This is a genomic window from Mesorhizobium sp. M4B.F.Ca.ET.214.01.1.1 (genome assembly GCF_004791545.1).
In the GTDB taxonomy this organism is placed as follows: domain Bacteria; phylum Pseudomonadota; class Alphaproteobacteria; order Rhizobiales; family Rhizobiaceae; genus Mesorhizobium; species Mesorhizobium abyssinicae.
This window is the reverse complement of sequence record NZ_SRUX01000013.1, coordinates 1-17,126: the sequence shown is the minus strand read 5'-3', so window position 1 is coordinate 17,126 and position 17,126 is coordinate 1. Positions and strand designations below refer to the sequence as shown.

The window sequence follows — 17,126 nt, the reverse complement described above, 5'->3', positions numbered from 1 at the left end:
TCACCCCGCGTATTTCTCGACCTTCTGCTCGATGGCGCCGAAGATCGAATGGCCGGCCTTGTCCTTCATCTCGATGCGCACCGTGTCGCCGAAATGCAGGAACGGCGTCTTGGGCTCGCCGCTCTCGATGGTTTCGATCATGCGCAGTTCGGCGATGCAGGAATAGCCGGCGCCGCCGGCCGAGACAGGCTTGCCCGGCCCGCCGTCCAGCTTGTTGGAGACGGTGCCCGAACCGACGATGCTGCCGGCGGCGAGCGGCCGCGTTTTCGCGGCATGCACGATCAGCGCCGGGAAATCGAAGGTCATGTCGACCCCTGCGTTCGCACGGCCGAACGGCTTGCCGTTGAGATCGGCGAGCAGCGGCAGGCTGACCTTGCCGCCGTCCCAGGCGTCGCCCAACTCATCCGGCGTGACCGCAACCGGCGAGAAGGCCGAGGACGGTTTCGACTGGAAGAAGCCAAAACCCTTGGCAAGCTCGGGGCCGGTGATGGCGCGCAGTGTCACGTCGTTGACCAGCATGACCAGCCGGATCGCGTCCCGCGCGTGGTCGGGGCCGGCGCCCATCGGCACGTCGTCAATGATGACGGCGACCTCCGCCTCCATGTCGATGCCGAAGGCCTCGTCGGCCATGCGGATCGGATCGCGCGGCGGAATGAAGCTGTCCGAGCCGCCCTGGTAGATCAGCGGATCGGTCCAGAAGCTTGCCGGCATTTCTGCGCCGCGCGCTTTGCGCACCAGTTCGACATGGTTCACATAGGCCGAGCCGTCAGCCCACTGATAGGCGCGCGGCAGTGGCGAGTGGGCGTCATGCTCGTGGAAGCGCGCCGAGGGCACGGCATTGTTCTCCAGCGATTCCGCTATTGTCGCCAGATGCGGCCAAATCCGCCGCCAGTCGTCGAGCGCGGCTTGCAGCGTCGGCACCAGGAAGGAGGCGTCGGAGAACCGCGTCAAATCGCGCGAGACGACGACCAGCTTTCCATCGCGGGTCCCGTTCTTCAATGTTGCAAGCTTCATGCGGTTTCCTCTCCTTGCGCGGCTTGTTCGCCGCTTTGGTCTTTGTCTGTCGCCTGATCTTTTCCGAAAACCGGGTCCCACTTTTCGGGGTCATGCTCTAACCCCACAACAAGGCCGTCGCGGGCGATCGTCAAGTCGCCGGCCCAAGTTTTCCTGACGGCGGCGATCCAGTCGGCCTCGCCGATCGCGGCATCGTCGGCCGGGATGAGGTGGTTCAACACCAGCCGCCCGACCCCGGCATCGCTGGCGATGCGCCCTGCCTCCTCGGCGAAACTGTGGCTGGCGAGCAAATGTTCGCGCAGCCGCGCGCCATTGCCGGTCTTCGCCACCAGGCGCTCGATCCCCTCTTCCAGCATCGCTTCGTGGACGAGGATATCGGCGCCTTTGGCGAAGTCGGCCAGCGGCGGGAAGAAGGCCGTGTCGGCGGAGAACACGATGCTCCTGCCGCCATGCTCGACGCGCAGCGCAAAGCAGTCGGTCACCGGCGGATGGTCGACGCGCAACGCCGTCACCTTCAGCCCGCCCTCCTCCACAACCAGTCCCTCGCCGAACTCCTCGACCGAGACCAGATCCCTGATATCCGGCCGGCCTTCGTCGACGATGCGGATTTCGATGTCGAAATCCATCGCCTGGCAGAAGCGCTGCCAGTAGTGGCCGGTGCCGGGCGGACCGAAGATGGTCACCGGCGTGGCGAGGCCCGCCGTCCAGGCGGTGTGGATCAGCGGTCCGAGCTCCAGCAGATGGTCGGAATGGAGATGGGTGATGAAGACCAGGTCAAGCGTCTTCAGGCCGAGCCCGGCATCGGTCAGCGCGCGGGTGACGCCCAGCCCGCAATCGACGACGATAGCGCGGCCGCCGATCTCGAGCAGCGAGGAACTTGGCCACGGCCCACCCGGCCGGATCGCCGGGCCGCCCTTGGACCCGAGCAGAACGAGGCGGTCCAGACTCAAGACCAGTCGCCCTCGGGCGTGCCGTTGAAGCGTTTCTTCAGCCCGGCCCAGCAGTCGATGTAGTTGTCCTGCCTGGTTTCGACCTCGGCGGCGTAGCGGGTCAGCATCTGCGGGAATCGGGTCTCGAACATAAAGGCCATGGTGTTGTCGAGCTTGACCGGTTTCAGCTCCGTGCGCGAGGCCTTTTCGAAGCCAGTCGCGTCAGGCCCGTGGGCCAGCATCAGATTGTGCAGGCTGATGCCGCCGGGGACGAAGCCTTCCTCCTTGGCGTCGTACTGGCCGTGGATCAGACCCATGAACTCGCTCATGATGTTGCGATGGTACCAGGGCGGACGGAACGTATCCTCGGCCACCAGCCAGCGCGGCGGGAAGATGACGAAGTCGATGTTGGCGGTGCCTTCCTCGCCGCTCGGCGCCGTCAGCACGGTGAAGATCGACGGATCCGGATGGTCGAACAGGATGGCGCCGACGGGCGAAAACGTCGCCAGATCATATTTGTAGGGCGCGTAGTTGCCGTGCCAGGCGACGACGTCGAGCGGCGAATGGCCGATCTCGGTGACATGGAAGGAGCCGCACCATTTGACGATCAGCCGGCACGGTGTCTCCCTGTCCTCGAACCAGGCGCAGGGCGTCTTGAAGTCGCGCGGATTGGCGAGGCAATTGGCGCCGATCGGCCCGCGATCGGGCATGGTCAGCTTGGCGCCGTAGTTCTCGCAGACATAGCCGCGCACCTCGGCATCGGCGAGCTCGACCTTGAAGACGAGGCCGCGCGGCAGCACGGCGATCTCGCCGGGTCTGAGCTCGATGACCCCCATCTCGGTGACGAAGCGCAAGGCGCCGACCTGCGGCACGACAAGCATCTCGGCGTCGGCGTTGAAGAAGTGGTCGTCGGTCATCGAGCGGTTGGCGACATAGATATGCGCCGCCATGCCGGACTGCCCGAGCACGTCGCCGGCGGTGGTGATGGTGCGCATGCCCTCGATGAAGTCGGTCGGCTCCTTCGGCATCGGCACCGGGTTCCAGCGATACTGGCCGAGCGCCAGTTCGTGGTCGCCGAGATTGGGTGCGGTCTTCCAGAGCGGATAGAGGGTGGACTTGAAGCGCCCGGTGTGGCGGACGCTCGGCCGGATCCGGTAGAGCCAGGAGCGCTCGTTGGTGCCGCGCGGCGCGGTGAAGGGCGAGCCCGAAAGCTGCTCGGCATAGAGCCCGTAGGCCGGCCGCTGCGGCGAGTTGCGCCCCTGCGGCAGCGAACCCGGCAGCGTCTCGGTCTCGAAGTCGTTGCCGAAGCCCGGCATGTAGGAAAAGCCCATCCGATCCTCCCTGATCCCGGTTCTCAGCCTCGCTAGGCGCGGCCTGCCGGCGATGTTGACCAACTTGGTTTCATTTGTAACCATCGAAAATGTAACTATCAACGGCGAACGTCGCATCCACGGTGCATCATGGAATCGGAAATCCTCGAACTCGAAAGCTTCCTGCCCTACCGGCTTTACCGGCTGGCCGATGTCGTCAGCCGCGAATTCTCGAAAATCTACCGGGATCGCCACGGCCTGACCCGGCCGGAATGGCGCACACTTTCGGGGCTCGGCCAGCATGGCACGATGACAGCGACGGCGCTCGGCGAGCAGTCGGCCATGCACAAGACCAAGGTTTCGCGAGCGGTGGCCGAACTGGAGCGGCGGCGCTGGCTGACGCGGACGGCGGACGAGCACGACCGGCGGGTGGAGCGCCTGGCGCTGACCAAGGCGGGGCTTGCCGCCTATCGCGAAATGGTGCCGCTGGCGAAGGCGTTTGAGAGGGAGTTGCTGGAGAGGCTGAGCGCGGAGGAACGGGCGGCGATTGCTAGTGGGGTGGCGGCGCTGGAGGAAGCTTTGGAAGAAAAAAGCTGATAGGCTGGCGCGAGGCCCCCCTCTCTGTCCTGCCGGACATCTCCCCCTCTTGGGGGGAGATTAGATGTCACGCCGGCTTTCGCCAATCGCCAACGTTACAGGATGAGAGCCGGCGCCGAAGCAGCCAATCTCCCCCCTTGAGGGGGAGATGTCCGGCAGGACAGAGAGGGGGGCGAAGGAACGAGACGCTTCTTTAAAGGCCGCTACCAATCCATCACAACCTTACCCGAATTGCCGCTCCGCATCGCATCGAACCCAACCTGAAAGTCGTCGATCCCGATGCGATGCGTGATCAGCCCCGACACATCGAGCGGCCCCTGCACCAGGGCGATCATCTTGTACCAGGTCTCGAACATCTCGCGGCCGTAGATGCCCTTAAGGTGCAGCATCTTGAAGATGACCTTGTTCCAGTCGATCTCGAAGCCGGTCGGCGCGATGCCGAGGATGGCGATCTTGCCGCCATTGTTCATGGTATCGATCATGTCGCGGAAGGCGGGGGCCGCGCCCGACATCTCCAGGCCGACGTCAAAGCCCTCGGTCATGCCGAGCTTCGGCATGACGTCGCGCAGCTTTTCCTTCGAGGCGTCGACGACGTGCTGGACGCCGAGCTTGCGTGCCAGGTCCAGCCGGACCGGATTGATGTCGGTGATGACGACCTTTCGCGCGCCGACGCATTGCGCCACCAGCGCGCCCATGATGCCGATCGGCCCGGCGCCGGTGACCAGCACGTCCTCGCCGACCAGATCGAAGGACAATGCGGTGTGAACCGCATTGCCCAGCGGATCGAAGATCGCCGCGATCTCGTCCGGCACGTCGTCGGGGATCGGCACGACATTGTGCTGCGGGATCGCCACGTACTCGCCGAAGGCGCCGGGGCGATTGACGCCGACGCCGAGCGTGTTGCGGCAGAGATGCCCCCTGCCCGCGCGGCAGTTGCGGCAATGGCCGCAGACGATGTGGCCCTCGCCGGACACGCGCTGGCCGAGCTTGTATTCGGTGACCGCGGCGCCGAAGTCGGCGACGGTGCCGACGAATTCATGGCCGGTCACCATCGGCACCGGTACGGTCTTTTGCGCCCACTGGTCCCAATTGTAGATGTGCACGTCGGTGCCGCAGATCGCGCTTTTCCTGACCTTGATCAGCACGTCGTTGGGGCCAATCTCCGGCACCGGCACCTCTTCCATCCAGATGCCGGGTTCGGCCTTGGCCTTCACCAGCGCCTTCATCATGTTGGACATTCTTTTGTTCCTTGATTTCTTTGATCTGGAATCGTTTTCGGCGCTCAGGAAATCACGCCGAGCTCGCGTCCCACGGCGCCAAATGCCTCAACTGCCCTGTCGATATCGGCGCTGGAATGCGCCGCCGACATCTGGGTGCGGATACGGGCTTGGCCCTTCGGCACCACCGGGAAGGAAAAGCCGATGACATAGATGCCGCGCTTCAGCATGCGTGCCGCCATCTCCTGTGCCAGAGCCGCATCGCCCAGCATCACCGGGATGATCGGATGATCGGCACCAGCCAGCGTGAAGCCAAGCTTGCCCATCTGAGACCGGAAGCGTTCCGCATTGGCATAGAGGCGCTCGCGCAAGGCGCCGCCATTGCGGATCATGTCGAACACCTTGATCGAGGCGCCGGCGATCGCCGGCATCAGCGTGTTGGAGAACAGGTAGGGCCGCGAGCGCTGGCGCAGCCAGTCGACCACCTGGGCTTTACCGGAAGTGTAGCCGCCGGAAGCACCGCCCAGCGCCTTGCCGAGCGTGCCGGTGATGATGTCCACCCTGCCCTCGACGCCACAATGCTCGGCCGAGCCGCGGCCGTTCTTGCCGACGAAGCCGACGGCGTGGCTGTCGTCGACCATGACCATGGCGTCGTATTTCTCGGCGAGATCGCAGACGCCCTTGAGGTTGGCAATGATGCCGTCCATAGAAAACACGCCGTCGGTGGCGATCAGCCGGAAGCGGCAATCCTTCGCCTCCTTCAGCCGCGCTTCGAGATCTGCCATGTCGTTGTTGGCGTAGCGAAAGCGCTTGGCCTTGGACAATCTGACACCGTCGATGATCGAGGCATGGTTCAGCGCGTCGGAGATAATGGCGTCCTCCTCGCCGAGCAGCGTCTCGAACAGGCCGCCATTGGCGTCGAAGCAGGAGCCGTAGAGGATGGTGTCGTCCATGCCGAGGAAGGACGAGATCGTCGCCTCCAGCTGCTTGTGCTCCTCCTGCGTGCCGCAGATGAAGCGCACCGAGGCCATGCCGTAGCCGTAACGGTCGAGCGCCTGCTTCGCCGCCTCGCGCAGTTCGGCGCTGTCGGCGAGGCCGAGATAGTTGTTGGCGCAGAAATTCAGCACCTTGTCGCCGCCAACCTCGATCTCAGCCGACTGCGTCGAGGTGATCACCCGCTCGGATTTGTAGAGGCCGGCCGATTTCAGCCCGGCAAGTTCATTGTCGATGTGGGAAAGGAATGCTGTGCTCATGATCCAGCCCTGTTCGGTTCGAGCCGGACTGTCGCCCCGCGCGACCGAAAAATCCACCGCAAAAGCGACGGCTTCGGTGGCGCGGCGAAAGCCGCATGGCTCCCAATTTCGGCGGCGCGAGCGTTGATGCGTTCAAATGCATCGACGCGGTGAAAGAACATGATAACCATCTCCGCAGCTTTCCCTCTCTGCCCGCGCAACCGGCCGGGCTGCTTGCCTGCCTGTTAACCCTTTCAAGTCAATGGTGTTCGCAGAACGAAACCAAGGCGGGATTCCGTCGGCGGGAGGGGTCGCCCTGAAATGTCGCAGCAGCCGGTGCAGAGCGTTTCGCGCAAGCTGATCTTGCTGATCAAGAGCGGCTACTGGCTGGCGCTGCTGATCATCGCCGCCATGGTGATGGGCTCGTTCGTGCTCTTGCAGCAGATGATGGCGGCGCAGCAGAACAACGACACGCTGATCAACATCGTCAGCATGCAGAAGGCGCTGTCGCAGCGCATCGTTTTCCTGGCCGGCGCGACCGGTGCGGCCTCGCGCGACAAGCAGCCAGCCCTCGTTGCCGCGCTCAAGCAGGCGACCGTCGAATTCGAAACCAATTACGACCTGCTCCTGGACAAGACGGGAGCCGATCCGATGTCGCCGGCGCGCTTCGATCCGAAGTCGATCGAGAACGTGCTGTTCGCCAAGCCGTTCCATCTCGACTACTTCTCGGTCGGCCTGATCGCCAATGGCAAACGCCTTATCTCCTCGTTCGAGACCAAGCTGACGACGGGCGTCGACGGCTACAAGGGCGGCGCCGACCGGGTCGATCTCGACGCTTCCGTGGCCAATGCGACGCTGTCGGGCTATGCCGCGCTCGGCCAGCGCATCAGTGCCTTCGCCGACGAGCGCTCGGGAAAGCTGCTCGATCTCCACCGCACCCTGTTCTTCGCCACCATCGGCGTCATCGTGCTGGTGGCGCTGTTCATCTTCAGGCCGATGTCGAAGGCCATCCTGCGCAAGACGCATGAGCTGGTCGACGCGCGCAACTCGATGGCCTTCATCGCCGTGCATGACGGGCTGACCGGACTGCACAACCGCACCTTCCTGACCGATCATTTCGACACACTGATCAAGGGCGCGCATCGCCGGCGCGAGCGGCTGGCGGTGATCCAGCTCGACCTCGACCGGTTCAAGCAGATCAACGACACGCTAGGCCACGCGGCCGGCGACTACGTGCTGGTCGTCACCGCGCAGCGCATGCGCGACTCCTGCCGCGCCTCGGATCTGTGCGCCCGGCTTGGCGGCGACGAATTCGTGATGATCCTCAACGGCGCCGGCGGCACCGAGGACATCAACATGCTGGCCAGGCGCATCCTGGAGCAGATCAACGAGCCGATCACCTTCCAGGGCACGACCATCCTGCCTGGCGCCAGCGCCGGCATCGCGGTCTATCCGGTCGACGCCGACAATGCGGAGGACCTGCTTGTCCACGCCGACCTTGCGCTCTACTCGGCCAAGAAGCTAGGCGGCGGCAATTTCTCGTTCTTCTCCGAGGAGTTGCGGCGCGAGCTCGACTACCGCAAGCAGCTCGAGCACGACATCCGCGCCGCCATCGCCGACAAGACGTTCGAGGTCTATTTCCAGCCGCAGGTGTCGCTGACCAGCGGCAAGATCAGCGGCATCGAGGCGCTGGTGCGCTGGAAGCACGCCTCGCGCGGCATGATCTCGCCGGGCGAGTTCATCCCGGTCGCCGAGAAATGCGGCTTCATGCCGGAGATCGGCCGCATCGTCATCACCAAGGCGATCAACGAGGCGGCGGAGTGGGACCAGGCCGGCATCGATTTCGGGCGGCTCGCCGTCAATGTCTCCGGCACCGAGCTGCGCGAGCCGGACTTCGACAAATTCCTGTTCGGAACGCTGGAGAAGGCCGGGCTGGCGCCGCAGAAACTGTCGCTGGAAATCGTCGAGTCCGTGATCCTCGACGACGAGAAGACCGGCATCGCGGCCAAGCTCAGGCACATCCGCGCCGCCGGCGTGCATCTCGAACTCGACGATTTCGGCACCGGCTATGCCTCGCTCAGCCATGTCAACCCGAACGAGATCGACCGGCTGAAGATCGACCGCCGCTTCGTCCAGAACATCAACGAGAACGGCGACAACTCCAAGATCGTGCGCGCCATCACCGAGCTTGCGCGCGGGCTGGGCATCTCGATCGTGGCGGAAGGTGCCGAGACCGAAGCCGAGCTCGATTCGCTGATGGCGATCGGCTGCGACCAGGTGCAGGGCTATTCGATCGCCTTCCCGATGCCGCAGGACAAGGCGCGCGACTGGCTGCTGGCGCGCAGCCCGAAGAAGGCGAAGCTCAAGGTGCTGCAGGGCAGCCTGGCTTAGCTCGTTCGTCGACAAACTTGACAAGGCCGGTCCGGCCATGGCGGCCTGCGGAGATCGCAAACGGATCTCGCGGATGCCCCCTCGTCTCGTTCTGTCGTTCCTGCTGCTCATCCCGTGGCGGCACTGGCAGCGGACCGCACCATCTATCTCACCTTCGACGACGGCCGCTGAACGGCACCAGCAACATCCTCGACGTGCTGCAGGCCGAGCAGCTTCCGGCGACGCTGTTCATGGTCGGCATTTATGTTGCCGGCAGAGGCGGCAAAGCCTTTAGCGGATTGAGCATCGGCACCCCGAGAGGGGCGAAATGACGCTCGTTGACGGTCAATATCGTCAAGGCATGAACTTCGGCCGTCGCGGCGATCGCAATGTCCTCGAACCCTGGCTGATGGGCCCTGGCCCGATCCAAGATAGATCCCGCCGCATGAGCGGCACGCAGATCGAAGGGGAGTATTCTTTCGTTGTAGAGATATTCGACCGCCTGCCACCACTGGCGAAGCAGAGCCGTCTTTTTCTTAGCGCCTTCGCGCTCGGCCTTCGCTATTCCCGAGGTAATTTCGGATGCCGTAACCACAGACAGGAACAGGTAGTCGCTGGCCCGATCAAGCCAATCCGCCAAGGCCGCTTGCTCGACCGTCTTGGAAGACGCCAGCGCCGAAATGATGTTGGTGTCCAGCAGGAACATCAAACGCAAAGCCCGCGTTAGAGGTCAACCGTGCGAGCTGGTTTTCGGGAGCGAGGCGGAATGTCAGCTTCTGCGCCGGGAAAAGCCGCCAGCAATCGCCCAAAGCTGGGCACCCGCGACAGCCGTTCATAGTCCTTGAATGACAGAATGACAGCCTGTTTGCGACCATGCCGCGTGATGACGGCAGGCTTTCCGGCGACCGCCTGATCGACCACCGCCGAGAGCGTCGCCTTGGCATCCTTCAATTGAATCTCTCGCATGGGCGAACTCCGCTTATGACTATTGTAGTCATATAGCACTTCTGACCGGCGGAAACAATCCGACTGATCAGCCGCCGACATTCGCCCGCAGCGCCGCCAATACCTCCGCGAACTCTGCCAGCCGCTCGTCCGGCAATCCCGCCCGCAGCCGCTTGTCGAAGGCGACAGCGGCCAATCGCAATTTCTCGAACATCGCTTCGCCGGCCTCGGTCAATGCCACCTGATGGACCCGGCGGTTTTGCGGATCGCGTCGCCGCGTCAGCAACCCCTGCGCCTCCATGGCGTTGAGATGATGCGTGAGCGTCGCACCCTGGATGCCGATCATGCCGGCGAGTTCGCGCTGGTTGGCGAGTTCCTTCGACTTGACCGAGAGCAGCGTCAGCCACACCGGCAGCGTGCCGCCGGCCTCGACCAGGGCGGCGTCAAAGGCCTGCGCCACCGCCTTGGCGGTGCGGGCAAGGTTCATTCCGACGGGCGGGCGGTCAAAGGGTGTCATGATCCGACAGTAGAACAAGGCATGGGGCGTTGGAACGCGCCATTATACATTGACATCAAATCATTCGATATCTAATTATTTGGTCGGCGGGGGGAAAGGAAGGAATGCGGTCATGCAATATGTCTACATCATCGTCATCGGCCTTCACGTCATGGCTGGCGTGTTCTGGGCCGGCACGACAATCACGCTCGCCCGCGATCCCGAGATCAAGGCTGAGCGCTTCATCCGGCCGCAACTCGGCGCATCGGGCATGGTGTTCCTGACCGGCGCGCTGCTTTGGTATTTCTTCCACGAGGGCAGCTTCGGCTCGATGGAGATCGTGCTGGCAATCGGCATCGTGGCGGCCATCGCGGCCGCCGGCGTCCTCGGCGCCATGGTGCGCCGGCCGAGCAGCCAGTTGGCCGGTGCCGATGCAGCCACCGTACCTATGCTGCGCGCAAAGATGGCCGTCGGCGAACGCATCGCCGCCTGGCTGCTGGTGCTCACCGTGCTGTGCATGGCAACCGCAAGGATGTTCTAGCCCGGAAAGAACCGCCGGGCGCCGGCGCCAAGCCGGTGTCGGGCGCGGCGCGCACCGGACCGGAGCGGCAGGTGGCTCTCCTTGCGAAGGTCCGGTGCGCGTGCCTCGCTAGAATTGCGCTGGCGGCGGCACGGCCGTCAAAGCACCTCCACCCGGGCTCCACGCAGCCTGTCGCGGCGCAATTTGAGGTAGTTGCGCACATTCGGCGCAATGCGAAAACCTTCCAACCTGCTATCCTCGAGCGCAGCCGCCCACCCCAGCGCCGCATAGCGGCTGCCATAGGCTTCGATAGTGGCAGCAAGGCTCTCGCGGCCGATGCGCCGGGCCAGAATGGCGCAGGCAGCCACCCGCGATTCAATCGACCGGCCATATTTGGGCGCGAATGCCAGCCCGCCATCCGCCATATCGTCGACATCATGCGCAAGGACGAGGAAAAGGATGTCCTCGTCGCCGGCCGGCACGCCTTGCGCCACAAGGCGCTCGGGATCCCCGGTGTCGAACTTCATCGCGCCGACCCTGGCGACAAGACCTTCCACCCGGGGTCCGAGCTTCTGCTCCAGCCACTTGCGGTGGGTCTCGCTGCGCCGGCTGGATTTGCCGTCCGGATATTGGGCGCTGTCATAGGCGGCGTGGAACATCGCGGCGACGACAAGATCGAGATCCTTGTCGAAATGCGCGACCGATGACGCGGCGCCGACGGCATGGCAAATAAAGGGTCGCCCGGTCTTGCGGTAGCGGCCATTGAACATGGCGCAGGCCACGCCGTAGGCCCTCTGGACGCGCAGGATATCTTCCACCGGGTGCCCGGCGTCGTGCAACTGGATGTAAAGCGCCGTATTGGTCTGGCGCGGAACGAACAGGTCTTGTGCGGTCAAGTAAGCCCCCGGCTGTGCGGACCCTTCAGCACAGCCTGTGCCAGCCCCGGATCGGCGACAGAAAATTGCAAATATGACAGGCCAAGTCCAGTCCGGCCATCAGCCACCGCGGCCTAGATTCTCAGGCCGAATCGGATGCCGTCGTAGATGGCGGCATGGATGTTGCGCGAGGCGACCGCGTCGCCAATCCGGAACACGATGAAGCCGCCCTCCGGATTGCGCTTGGGGAAAATATCGCCGCCGCTCACCAGCCGCACATAGTCGACCGCGCCGCCATTGTTCGACAGCGGCTTCAGCGAAAGATAGAGGTCGTCGAGCGGCGCGGTGCCATGCTCGACCACCACCTGGTCGACCCGCCGCTCGACGCGCCAGCCGTCGGCGAAGTCCGAGGCGAGCTCGGCGACGAGCTGGTTGCCCTCGCGCTGCACCGAACGCAGCCTGGTGTTGATGGTGATGGTGACGCCCTTCTCCTGGAAAGCGCGCATATAGGGCACATGGTTCAGGCCGCCCATCTCCGGCGCGAAGAAGCGCTCCGGCGAGACCAGCTCCAGCCTCGAGCCGCCATTGGCGATGAGCTCGGCAGCGCCCATGCCCTGATGGCCGCCATTGTCATCATAGAGCAGCACGCTCTCGGCCGGTTTGACGGCGCCCGCCATGATGTCCCAGCTCGAAGTGACGAGGTTATCGCCGGCCGTCAGCGGCGGATTCTGCGGCAAGCCGCCGGTGGCGACGATCACCACATCCGGCGACAGTGCCAGCACATCATCCTTCTCGGCCCAGGTATCGTAGCGGATCTCGACGCCCAGACGGTCCAGCTCCGCCAGCCGCCAGTCGATGATGCCGATCAGTTCCTTGCGGCGCGGGTTCTGCGTCGCCAGCCGCACCTGGCCGCCGGCCTGGCTGGAGGCTTCGAGCACCGTCACCTGATGGCCGCGCTCTGCCGCGACGCGCGCCGCCTCCAGGCCGCCGGCGCCGGCGCCGACCACGACCACCTTGCGCCTGGGCCCGCCGCTCTTCTTGATGATGTGCGGTATCTCGGCCTCGCGGCCGGTCGCGGCGTTGTGGATACACAGCGCCTCGCCGCCCTCGTAGATGCGGTCGAGGCAATAGGTGGCGCCGACGCAAGGCCGGATCTCATGCTCTCGGCCCTCCATCACTTTGCGCATGATGTGCGGATCGGCGATATGGGCGCGGGTCATGCCGACCATGTCGAGTTTTCCCGTCGCAATCGCGTGGCGCGCGGTCGCTACGTCGGAAATGCGTGCCGCATGGAAGGTCGGGAACTTCGTCGCCGCCCTCACCTCGCCGGCGAAATCGAGATGCGGCGAGGAGCGCATTCCGGTCACCGGGATGACCTTGGTCAGTGCTGCATCGGTCTCGATCGAGCCGCGGATGATGTTGAGGAAATCGACCTTGCCCGAGGAGGCGAGCCGCCTGGCGATCTCGACGCCCTCCTCCTTCGACAGGCCCTTCTCAAAATCCTCGTCGGCGACCATGCGGATGCCAACGACGAACTTTTCGCCGACCGCGGCGCGCACGGCGTCGAGCACCAGGTTGGTGAAGCGCAGGCGGTTGTCGAGCGAGCCGCCATATTCGTCGTCACGATGGTTGGTGGCCGGCGACCAGAAGCCGTCCATCAGGTGGCCGTAGGATTCGAACTCGATGCCGTCGAGGCCGGCCGCCTGGCAGCGCTGCGCGGCGGACGCATAGTCGGCGACGATGCGCTCGATATCCCAGTCCTCGATGGTCTTCGGAAAGGCGCGATGCGCCGGCTCGCGCACCGGCGAAGCCGACAGCACCGGCAGCCAGTCGGCCTTGTTCCAGCCGGTGCGGCGGCCGAGATGGGTGATCTGGATCATCACCTTGCAGTCGTGCTCGTGGCAGGCATCCGCGAGTTCGGCGAGCCACGACACGATGCGGTCGTCATAGACATGCAGATTGCCGAAGGCGGCCGGGCTGTCGCGCGAGACGATGGCCGACCCAGCGGTCATGGTCAGCGCCATGCCGCCCTTGGCCTTCTCGGCATGATAGAGCCGGTAGCGCTCTTTCGGCATTCCGTCCTCGGAATAAGCCGGCTCGTGGCTCGTCGACATCACCCGGTTCTTCAGCGTCAGGTGCTTGAGCTGGTAGGGCTGGAGAAGCGGGTCGTTGCTGGTCATCGTCTTCCTGCTGGTTCAAGATTGTGGTTGAGCAGCGCGCGCCGCCCAGCGTCCATTTCTCGCATCGGATCGGTCCGAAAACCGCTGCGCGCCTTTCGGTCCGGTGCTAATGAGCGGCAAAACTCAAGGAACTCGGACCCATGATCGACACCAAAAACCTCACCCAGCTCGGGGCGCACGTCGAGACGCCACAGAGCCCCGAACAGGCGGTCCTGGAGACCGTGCCGTTTACGCGCGGCGACGGGCCGCCGGCGATCGTGCGCTTCACCTGCCCGGAATTCACCTCGCTCTGCCCGGTCACCGGCCAGCCGGATTTCGCCCATATCGTCATCGACTATGCGCCCGATGCTCTGCTGGTGGAATCGAAGTCGCTGAAGCTGTTCATGACCTCGTTCCGCAACCACGGCGCCTTCCATGAAGACTGCACCGTGATGATCGGCCGCCGCATCATTGAAGCGACCAAGCCGCTCTGGCTGCGCATCGGCGGCTACTGGTTCCCGCGCGGCGGCATCCCGATCGACGTGTTCTGGCAGACCGGCGCGCCGCCCGAAGGCGCCTGGCTGCCCGACACCGGCGTGGCACCCTATCGCGGGCGCGGCTGAGCGGGATGGCGTGATCGCCCTCATTCGCACTGGTACTGGCTGAGCGCCCATTCGCCGGTGACCGACAGAAGGTCGGAGATCTTCCAGTCACCGCCGACCTTCTTCAGCTTCCATTCCAGCCGGTGCGCGTTGTTTGCGACGACGAAGGCGACGACCACCTTGGCCTCGTCGCCCCTGACCGCCTCGATGGTCTTCAGGCTGCCGTCGATCGCCGCCTTGTCGTAGTCGGCATTGTCGAGCGCCATATTGGGATCGAGGCATTCGCCCTGCCCGGAGTTGCGCAGCGCATCGCTTTTGTCGAGCACGGTTTTCGCTGGGTCGATGAAGTTCTTGCGCTCAGCCGGATCAAGCTCAAGCCCGAGATGCTCGTAGAACGGCTTCACCAGCGCCGTCGGCGAGCCCGGCAGGACCGGTGCTGCCGGCGCACTTTCCGCTTGCGGCGATGCGGCCGGCGGGGTTGCCGTGTCGTCGGAAGGCGCGTTGTCGGCCGGGGCATTTGCCGGTGGCGCGCCGAACAGGCCCTGGGCGCAGGCGCCGCTCACACCCGCCGCCAGCATCGAGATGGTCGCAAACGCCAGGACAATGCCACGCACCATGGCATTACTCCGGCGCCTTGTCGGGCATGCATTCCAGCGCGCTCAGCGTCCAGCCGCTGGTCTTGGAGGCGATGTCGGCAATCTTCCACTTGCCGTCGACCTTCTTTAGTGACCAGACCATTTCGCGTTTGGAATCATCGCCTTCCGGGAACAGGCTGAAAGTCGCCGTGACCTCGGCGCTATCGCCGTTGACGGCTTCGGCAAGCTTCAGCGTTTTCGCCAGGGTTTTCTGATCGAAGTCCTGCGCGTCGAGGCCCGGATCGAAGTCGAGGCAGGCGACCTCGTCCGGATTGTTCTTGGCGGCCTGATCGTTGAGGGCAAACAGCTTGGTCACCGGCTCGGTGAAACGGTCGCGATATTGCTCGTCGCCCTCGAACCTGACCTGCGGAACATAGAAGAACTTCACGGCGTTGGAGGCCGGGCCCGCCAGAGCGGCGGCGGGCATGGCAACGGAAAGGACGGCGGCCAGCACTATCGGTCTCATCGAGGATCTCCGGGCATCGGCAAAAATGGCAAGACGCCCCTTGCATATCGGCTTTTTTGCGGCTCATGAAGTCCCGGATCGCCGGCCTCGGGCGGCCCGCCGGATGTCGCGGAGGGTCGCAATCGCCGACGATGCTGGCCATATGCAATCGCCGCGACCGTCACTGTATTCTCAGCCTCCGAACGTCGCGACAGGCGCTTTGAGTTGGGAGCGCTCAGGCTTAACGCCGAGCCCTGGCATCTGGGGGACGCGTATATGCCCGTTTTCGATAATGATCGGGTTTGCGGGGTCCATGTGCCCTTCGATGTATTCCTGCGCGATCCAGGCCCCCTCAAAACGTCTCGGCTCGACGGTAGCGGCGAGGTGCACGCATGCCGCGGCGATGATATCCCCACCCCAGGCATCGTCGCAGCTGTGCGGCAGCGATCGTATCGCGCACAGGTCGCGGACGGTGACCATCTTGGTGAGGCCGCCAAGGCGGGTGACCTTCAGTCCGAATCCGTCCGCGATGCCTGAAGAAATTGCCTGCAGGACGGCATTCAAATCCTCGGTATTCTCGTCGAGGTAGACCGGATGGGTCACGCGTCCCTTGAGGCTCGCGACTTCCTCCATGGTGTTGCAGGGCTGTTCGAAGACGAACGGGATTGCCTGGCAGAGCCGGTCGATGTGCAGCGCCGCCGCGGTGGTGAGGCCACGATTGGCGTCGACCGCGATGCGGGCCTTGAAGCCCACCGCCTCCCATACCTTGTGCACGGTGGCGACGTCCTGTTCGATATCCCCTCCGCCTATCTTGATCTGAAGCCGTTTGTATCCGGCCTTGACCTTGTCCGCGGCAATACGCGCCGTCTCGTCGGGCGCACCGACGATAGTCGAGTAGTAGGAAGGCACACGATCGGTGAGCGCGCCGCCCAGGAGTGTTGAAACCGGCACGCCCAGCCGCTGGCCGGTGAGGTCGAGGAAGGCTATGTCCAAGGCCGCCTTGGCATAGTTGTGGCCGTTCAGCCGCTCGTCCATTCTTTTCGCGAGGCGGCGCATGGACGCGGTGTCCTCGCCGATGAGCCCGGGCGCCATTTCGGCAATTGCCGCTCGCGCACCCAGCGCGTGTTGGGGCTGGTAGACAGGGCCGACCGGGCACGTCTCACCCCAGCCTGACAGTCCATCCTCGGTGGTGACTTCAACGAGCGTGCTGTCCAGATTCTCCACGGTATCGCTGGCCATCCGGTAGGCGCCGCCTTTGACCGGCAAAAGCATCTGATAGACCTTGATCGACGCGATACGCATACGGAGATCTGCCCCCTTCGAGCCAAGCGATTTTGGCCACCCAGCCGACCTCACGCCTGACGTTCACAAACCCGGATCGCGCCGCCGTGCTCAGGCGCGCACATTGTGCTTGCGCTTCATGAAGTCTTTGGCGGTCTCGACCGCCACCGCCGCGTCGCGGCAGTAGGCGTCGGCGCCGACGGCCTTGCCGAACTCCTCGTTGAGCGGCGCGCCGCCGACCAGCACGACGTAGTCGTCGCGGATGCCCTTTTCCTTCATCGTGTCGATGACGACCTTCATGTAGGGCATGGTGGTGGTGAGCAGCGCCGACATGCCGATGATGTCGGGCTGGTGCTGCTCGATCGCCTCCAAATACTTCTCGACCGCATTGTTGATGCCGAGGTCGATGACGTCGAAGCCCGCGCCCTCCATCATCATGCCGACCAGATTCTTGCCGATGTCGTGGATGTCGCCCTTGACGGTGCCGATCACCATCTTG

General features: G+C 64.3%; 19 protein-coding genes. 5 read left to right on the top strand and 14 right to left on the bottom strand.

Features of this window, described 5'->3' with window-relative positions:
• Genes EN857_RS23855 through hmgA form a run of 3 tightly spaced genes read right to left on the bottom strand, consistent with a single transcriptional unit; the run spans position 1 to position 3,274 of the window.
• Positions 1 to 1,014 (bottom strand): fumarylacetoacetate hydrolase family protein, encoded by a 1,014-nt coding sequence (locus EN857_RS23855; RefSeq protein ID WP_127393630.1) that lies wholly within the window; start codon positions 1,012 to 1,014, stop codon positions 1 to 3.
• Positions 1,011 to 1,964 carry an MBL fold metallo-hydrolase gene (locus EN857_RS23850; RefSeq protein WP_245493366.1) on the bottom strand — a complete coding sequence of 318 codons (954 nt, stop codon included), beginning with the start codon at positions 1,962 to 1,964 and terminating at the stop codon, positions 1,011 to 1,013. The genes EN857_RS23855 and EN857_RS23850 overlap by 4 nt, the downstream gene beginning before the upstream one ends.
• Positions 1,961 to 3,274 carry a homogentisate 1,2-dioxygenase gene (gene hmgA, locus EN857_RS23845; protein ID WP_128346369.1) on the bottom strand — a complete coding sequence of 438 codons (1,314 nt, stop codon included), beginning with the start codon at positions 3,272 to 3,274 and terminating at the stop codon, positions 1,961 to 1,963. The genes EN857_RS23850 and hmgA overlap by 4 nt, the downstream gene beginning before the upstream one ends.
• 129 nt (positions 3,275 to 3,403) lie before the next feature.
• Between hmgA and EN857_RS23840 the strand changes: the two genes are divergently transcribed.
• Positions 3,404 to 3,850, top strand: coding sequence for a MarR family transcriptional regulator (locus EN857_RS23840; protein ID WP_127393985.1), 447 nt, complete (start codon positions 3,404 to 3,406; stop codon positions 3,848 to 3,850).
• Positions 3,851 to 4,053: 203 nt separating this feature from the next.
• Here EN857_RS23840 and tdh read toward each other — a convergent pair whose 3' ends face one another.
• Positions 4,054 to 5,088 (bottom strand): L-threonine 3-dehydrogenase, encoded by a 1,035-nt coding sequence (gene tdh, locus EN857_RS23830; protein ID WP_127310564.1) that lies wholly within the window; start codon positions 5,086 to 5,088, stop codon positions 4,054 to 4,056.
• A 44-nt stretch (positions 5,089 to 5,132) separates the two neighbouring features.
• Positions 5,133 to 6,320, bottom strand: coding sequence for a glycine C-acetyltransferase (locus EN857_RS23825; protein ID WP_127393984.1), 1,188 nt, complete (start codon positions 6,318 to 6,320; stop codon positions 5,133 to 5,135).
• A gap of 95 nt (positions 6,321 to 6,415) precedes the next feature.
• Here EN857_RS23825 and EN857_RS23820 point away from each other — a divergent pair, with 95 nt between their 5' ends.
• Positions 6,416 to 6,619: a hypothetical protein gene (locus EN857_RS23820; RefSeq protein ID WP_127393983.1), complete on the top strand. Its 204-nt coding sequence runs from the start codon at positions 6,416 to 6,418 to the stop codon at positions 6,617 to 6,619.
• 1 nt (position 6,620) lies between these two features.
• Positions 6,621 to 8,690, top strand: a complete 2,070-nt coding sequence (locus tag EN857_RS23815) for an EAL domain-containing protein (protein ID WP_128346368.1) — start codon at positions 6,621 to 6,623, stop codon at positions 8,688 to 8,690.
• Positions 8,691 to 8,931: 241 nt separating this feature from the next.
• Here the strand turns inward: EN857_RS23815 and EN857_RS23805 are convergent, their stop codons facing one another.
• The 3 genes from EN857_RS23805 to EN857_RS23795 form a co-directional block, all read right to left on the bottom strand.
• Positions 8,932 to 9,375 carry a type II toxin-antitoxin system VapC family toxin gene (locus tag EN857_RS23805; RefSeq protein ID WP_127392535.1) on the bottom strand — a complete coding sequence of 148 codons (444 nt, stop codon included), beginning with the start codon at positions 9,373 to 9,375 and terminating at the stop codon, positions 8,932 to 8,934.
• Between the two features lie 17 nt (positions 9,376 to 9,392).
• Entirely contained in the window at positions 9,393 to 9,635 is a 243-nt protein-coding gene (locus EN857_RS23800) for a type II toxin-antitoxin system Phd/YefM family antitoxin (protein ID WP_127287110.1), read from the bottom strand.
• A 67-nt stretch (positions 9,636 to 9,702) separates the two neighbouring features.
• Positions 9,703 to 10,131 (bottom strand): MarR family winged helix-turn-helix transcriptional regulator, encoded by a 429-nt coding sequence (locus EN857_RS23795; RefSeq protein WP_127392536.1) that lies wholly within the window; start codon positions 10,129 to 10,131, stop codon positions 9,703 to 9,705.
• 112 nt (positions 10,132 to 10,243) lie between these two features.
• On the opposite strand from EN857_RS23795, the gene EN857_RS23790 reads away from it, so the two are divergent.
• The gene (locus EN857_RS23790; RefSeq protein WP_127287112.1) at positions 10,244 to 10,651 is read left to right on the top strand and encodes a hypothetical protein; all 408 of its coding nucleotides are present in this window, start codon (positions 10,244 to 10,246) and stop codon (positions 10,649 to 10,651) included.
• 137 nt (positions 10,652 to 10,788) lie between these two features.
• Here the strand turns inward: EN857_RS23790 and EN857_RS23785 are convergent, their stop codons facing one another.
• Complete coding sequence (locus tag EN857_RS23785; protein ID WP_127392537.1) at positions 10,789 to 11,526, bottom strand: DUF6817 domain-containing protein; 738 nt, start codon at positions 11,524 to 11,526, stop codon at positions 10,789 to 10,791.
• Between the two features lie 113 nt (positions 11,527 to 11,639).
• Complete coding sequence (locus EN857_RS23780; RefSeq protein ID WP_127392538.1) at positions 11,640 to 13,685, bottom strand: NADH:flavin oxidoreductase; 2,046 nt, start codon at positions 13,683 to 13,685, stop codon at positions 11,640 to 11,642.
• A gap of 140 nt (positions 13,686 to 13,825) precedes the next feature.
• Here EN857_RS23780 and queF point away from each other — a divergent pair, with 140 nt between their 5' ends.
• On the top strand, positions 13,826 to 14,287 hold the full coding sequence (gene queF / locus EN857_RS23775) for a preQ(1) synthase (RefSeq protein ID WP_127392539.1): 462 nt from the start codon (positions 13,826 to 13,828) through the stop codon (positions 14,285 to 14,287).
• 20 nt (positions 14,288 to 14,307) lie between these two features.
• Here queF and EN857_RS23770 read toward each other — a convergent pair whose 3' ends face one another.
• From EN857_RS23770 to EN857_RS23755, 4 genes are all read right to left on the bottom strand, one after another.
• A complete protein-coding gene (locus EN857_RS23770; protein ID WP_127392540.1) occupies positions 14,308 to 14,883 on the bottom strand; it encodes a hypothetical protein in 576 nt (191 codons plus the stop codon).
• Positions 14,884 to 14,887: 4 nt separating this feature from the next.
• Entirely contained in the window at positions 14,888 to 15,367 is a 480-nt protein-coding gene (locus EN857_RS23765) for a DUF3828 domain-containing protein (RefSeq protein ID WP_127392541.1), read from the bottom strand.
• 171 nt (positions 15,368 to 15,538) lie between these two features.
• Positions 15,539 to 16,648 carry a mandelate racemase/muconate lactonizing enzyme family protein gene (locus EN857_RS23760; RefSeq protein ID WP_127392542.1) on the bottom strand — a complete coding sequence of 370 codons (1,110 nt, stop codon included), beginning with the start codon at positions 16,646 to 16,648 and terminating at the stop codon, positions 15,539 to 15,541.
• 90 nt (positions 16,649 to 16,738) lie between these two features.
• Positions 16,739 to 17,126 (bottom strand): cobalamin-dependent protein (locus tag EN857_RS23755; RefSeq protein ID WP_187331410.1); only part of this gene is annotated, 388 nt, incomplete at its 5' end.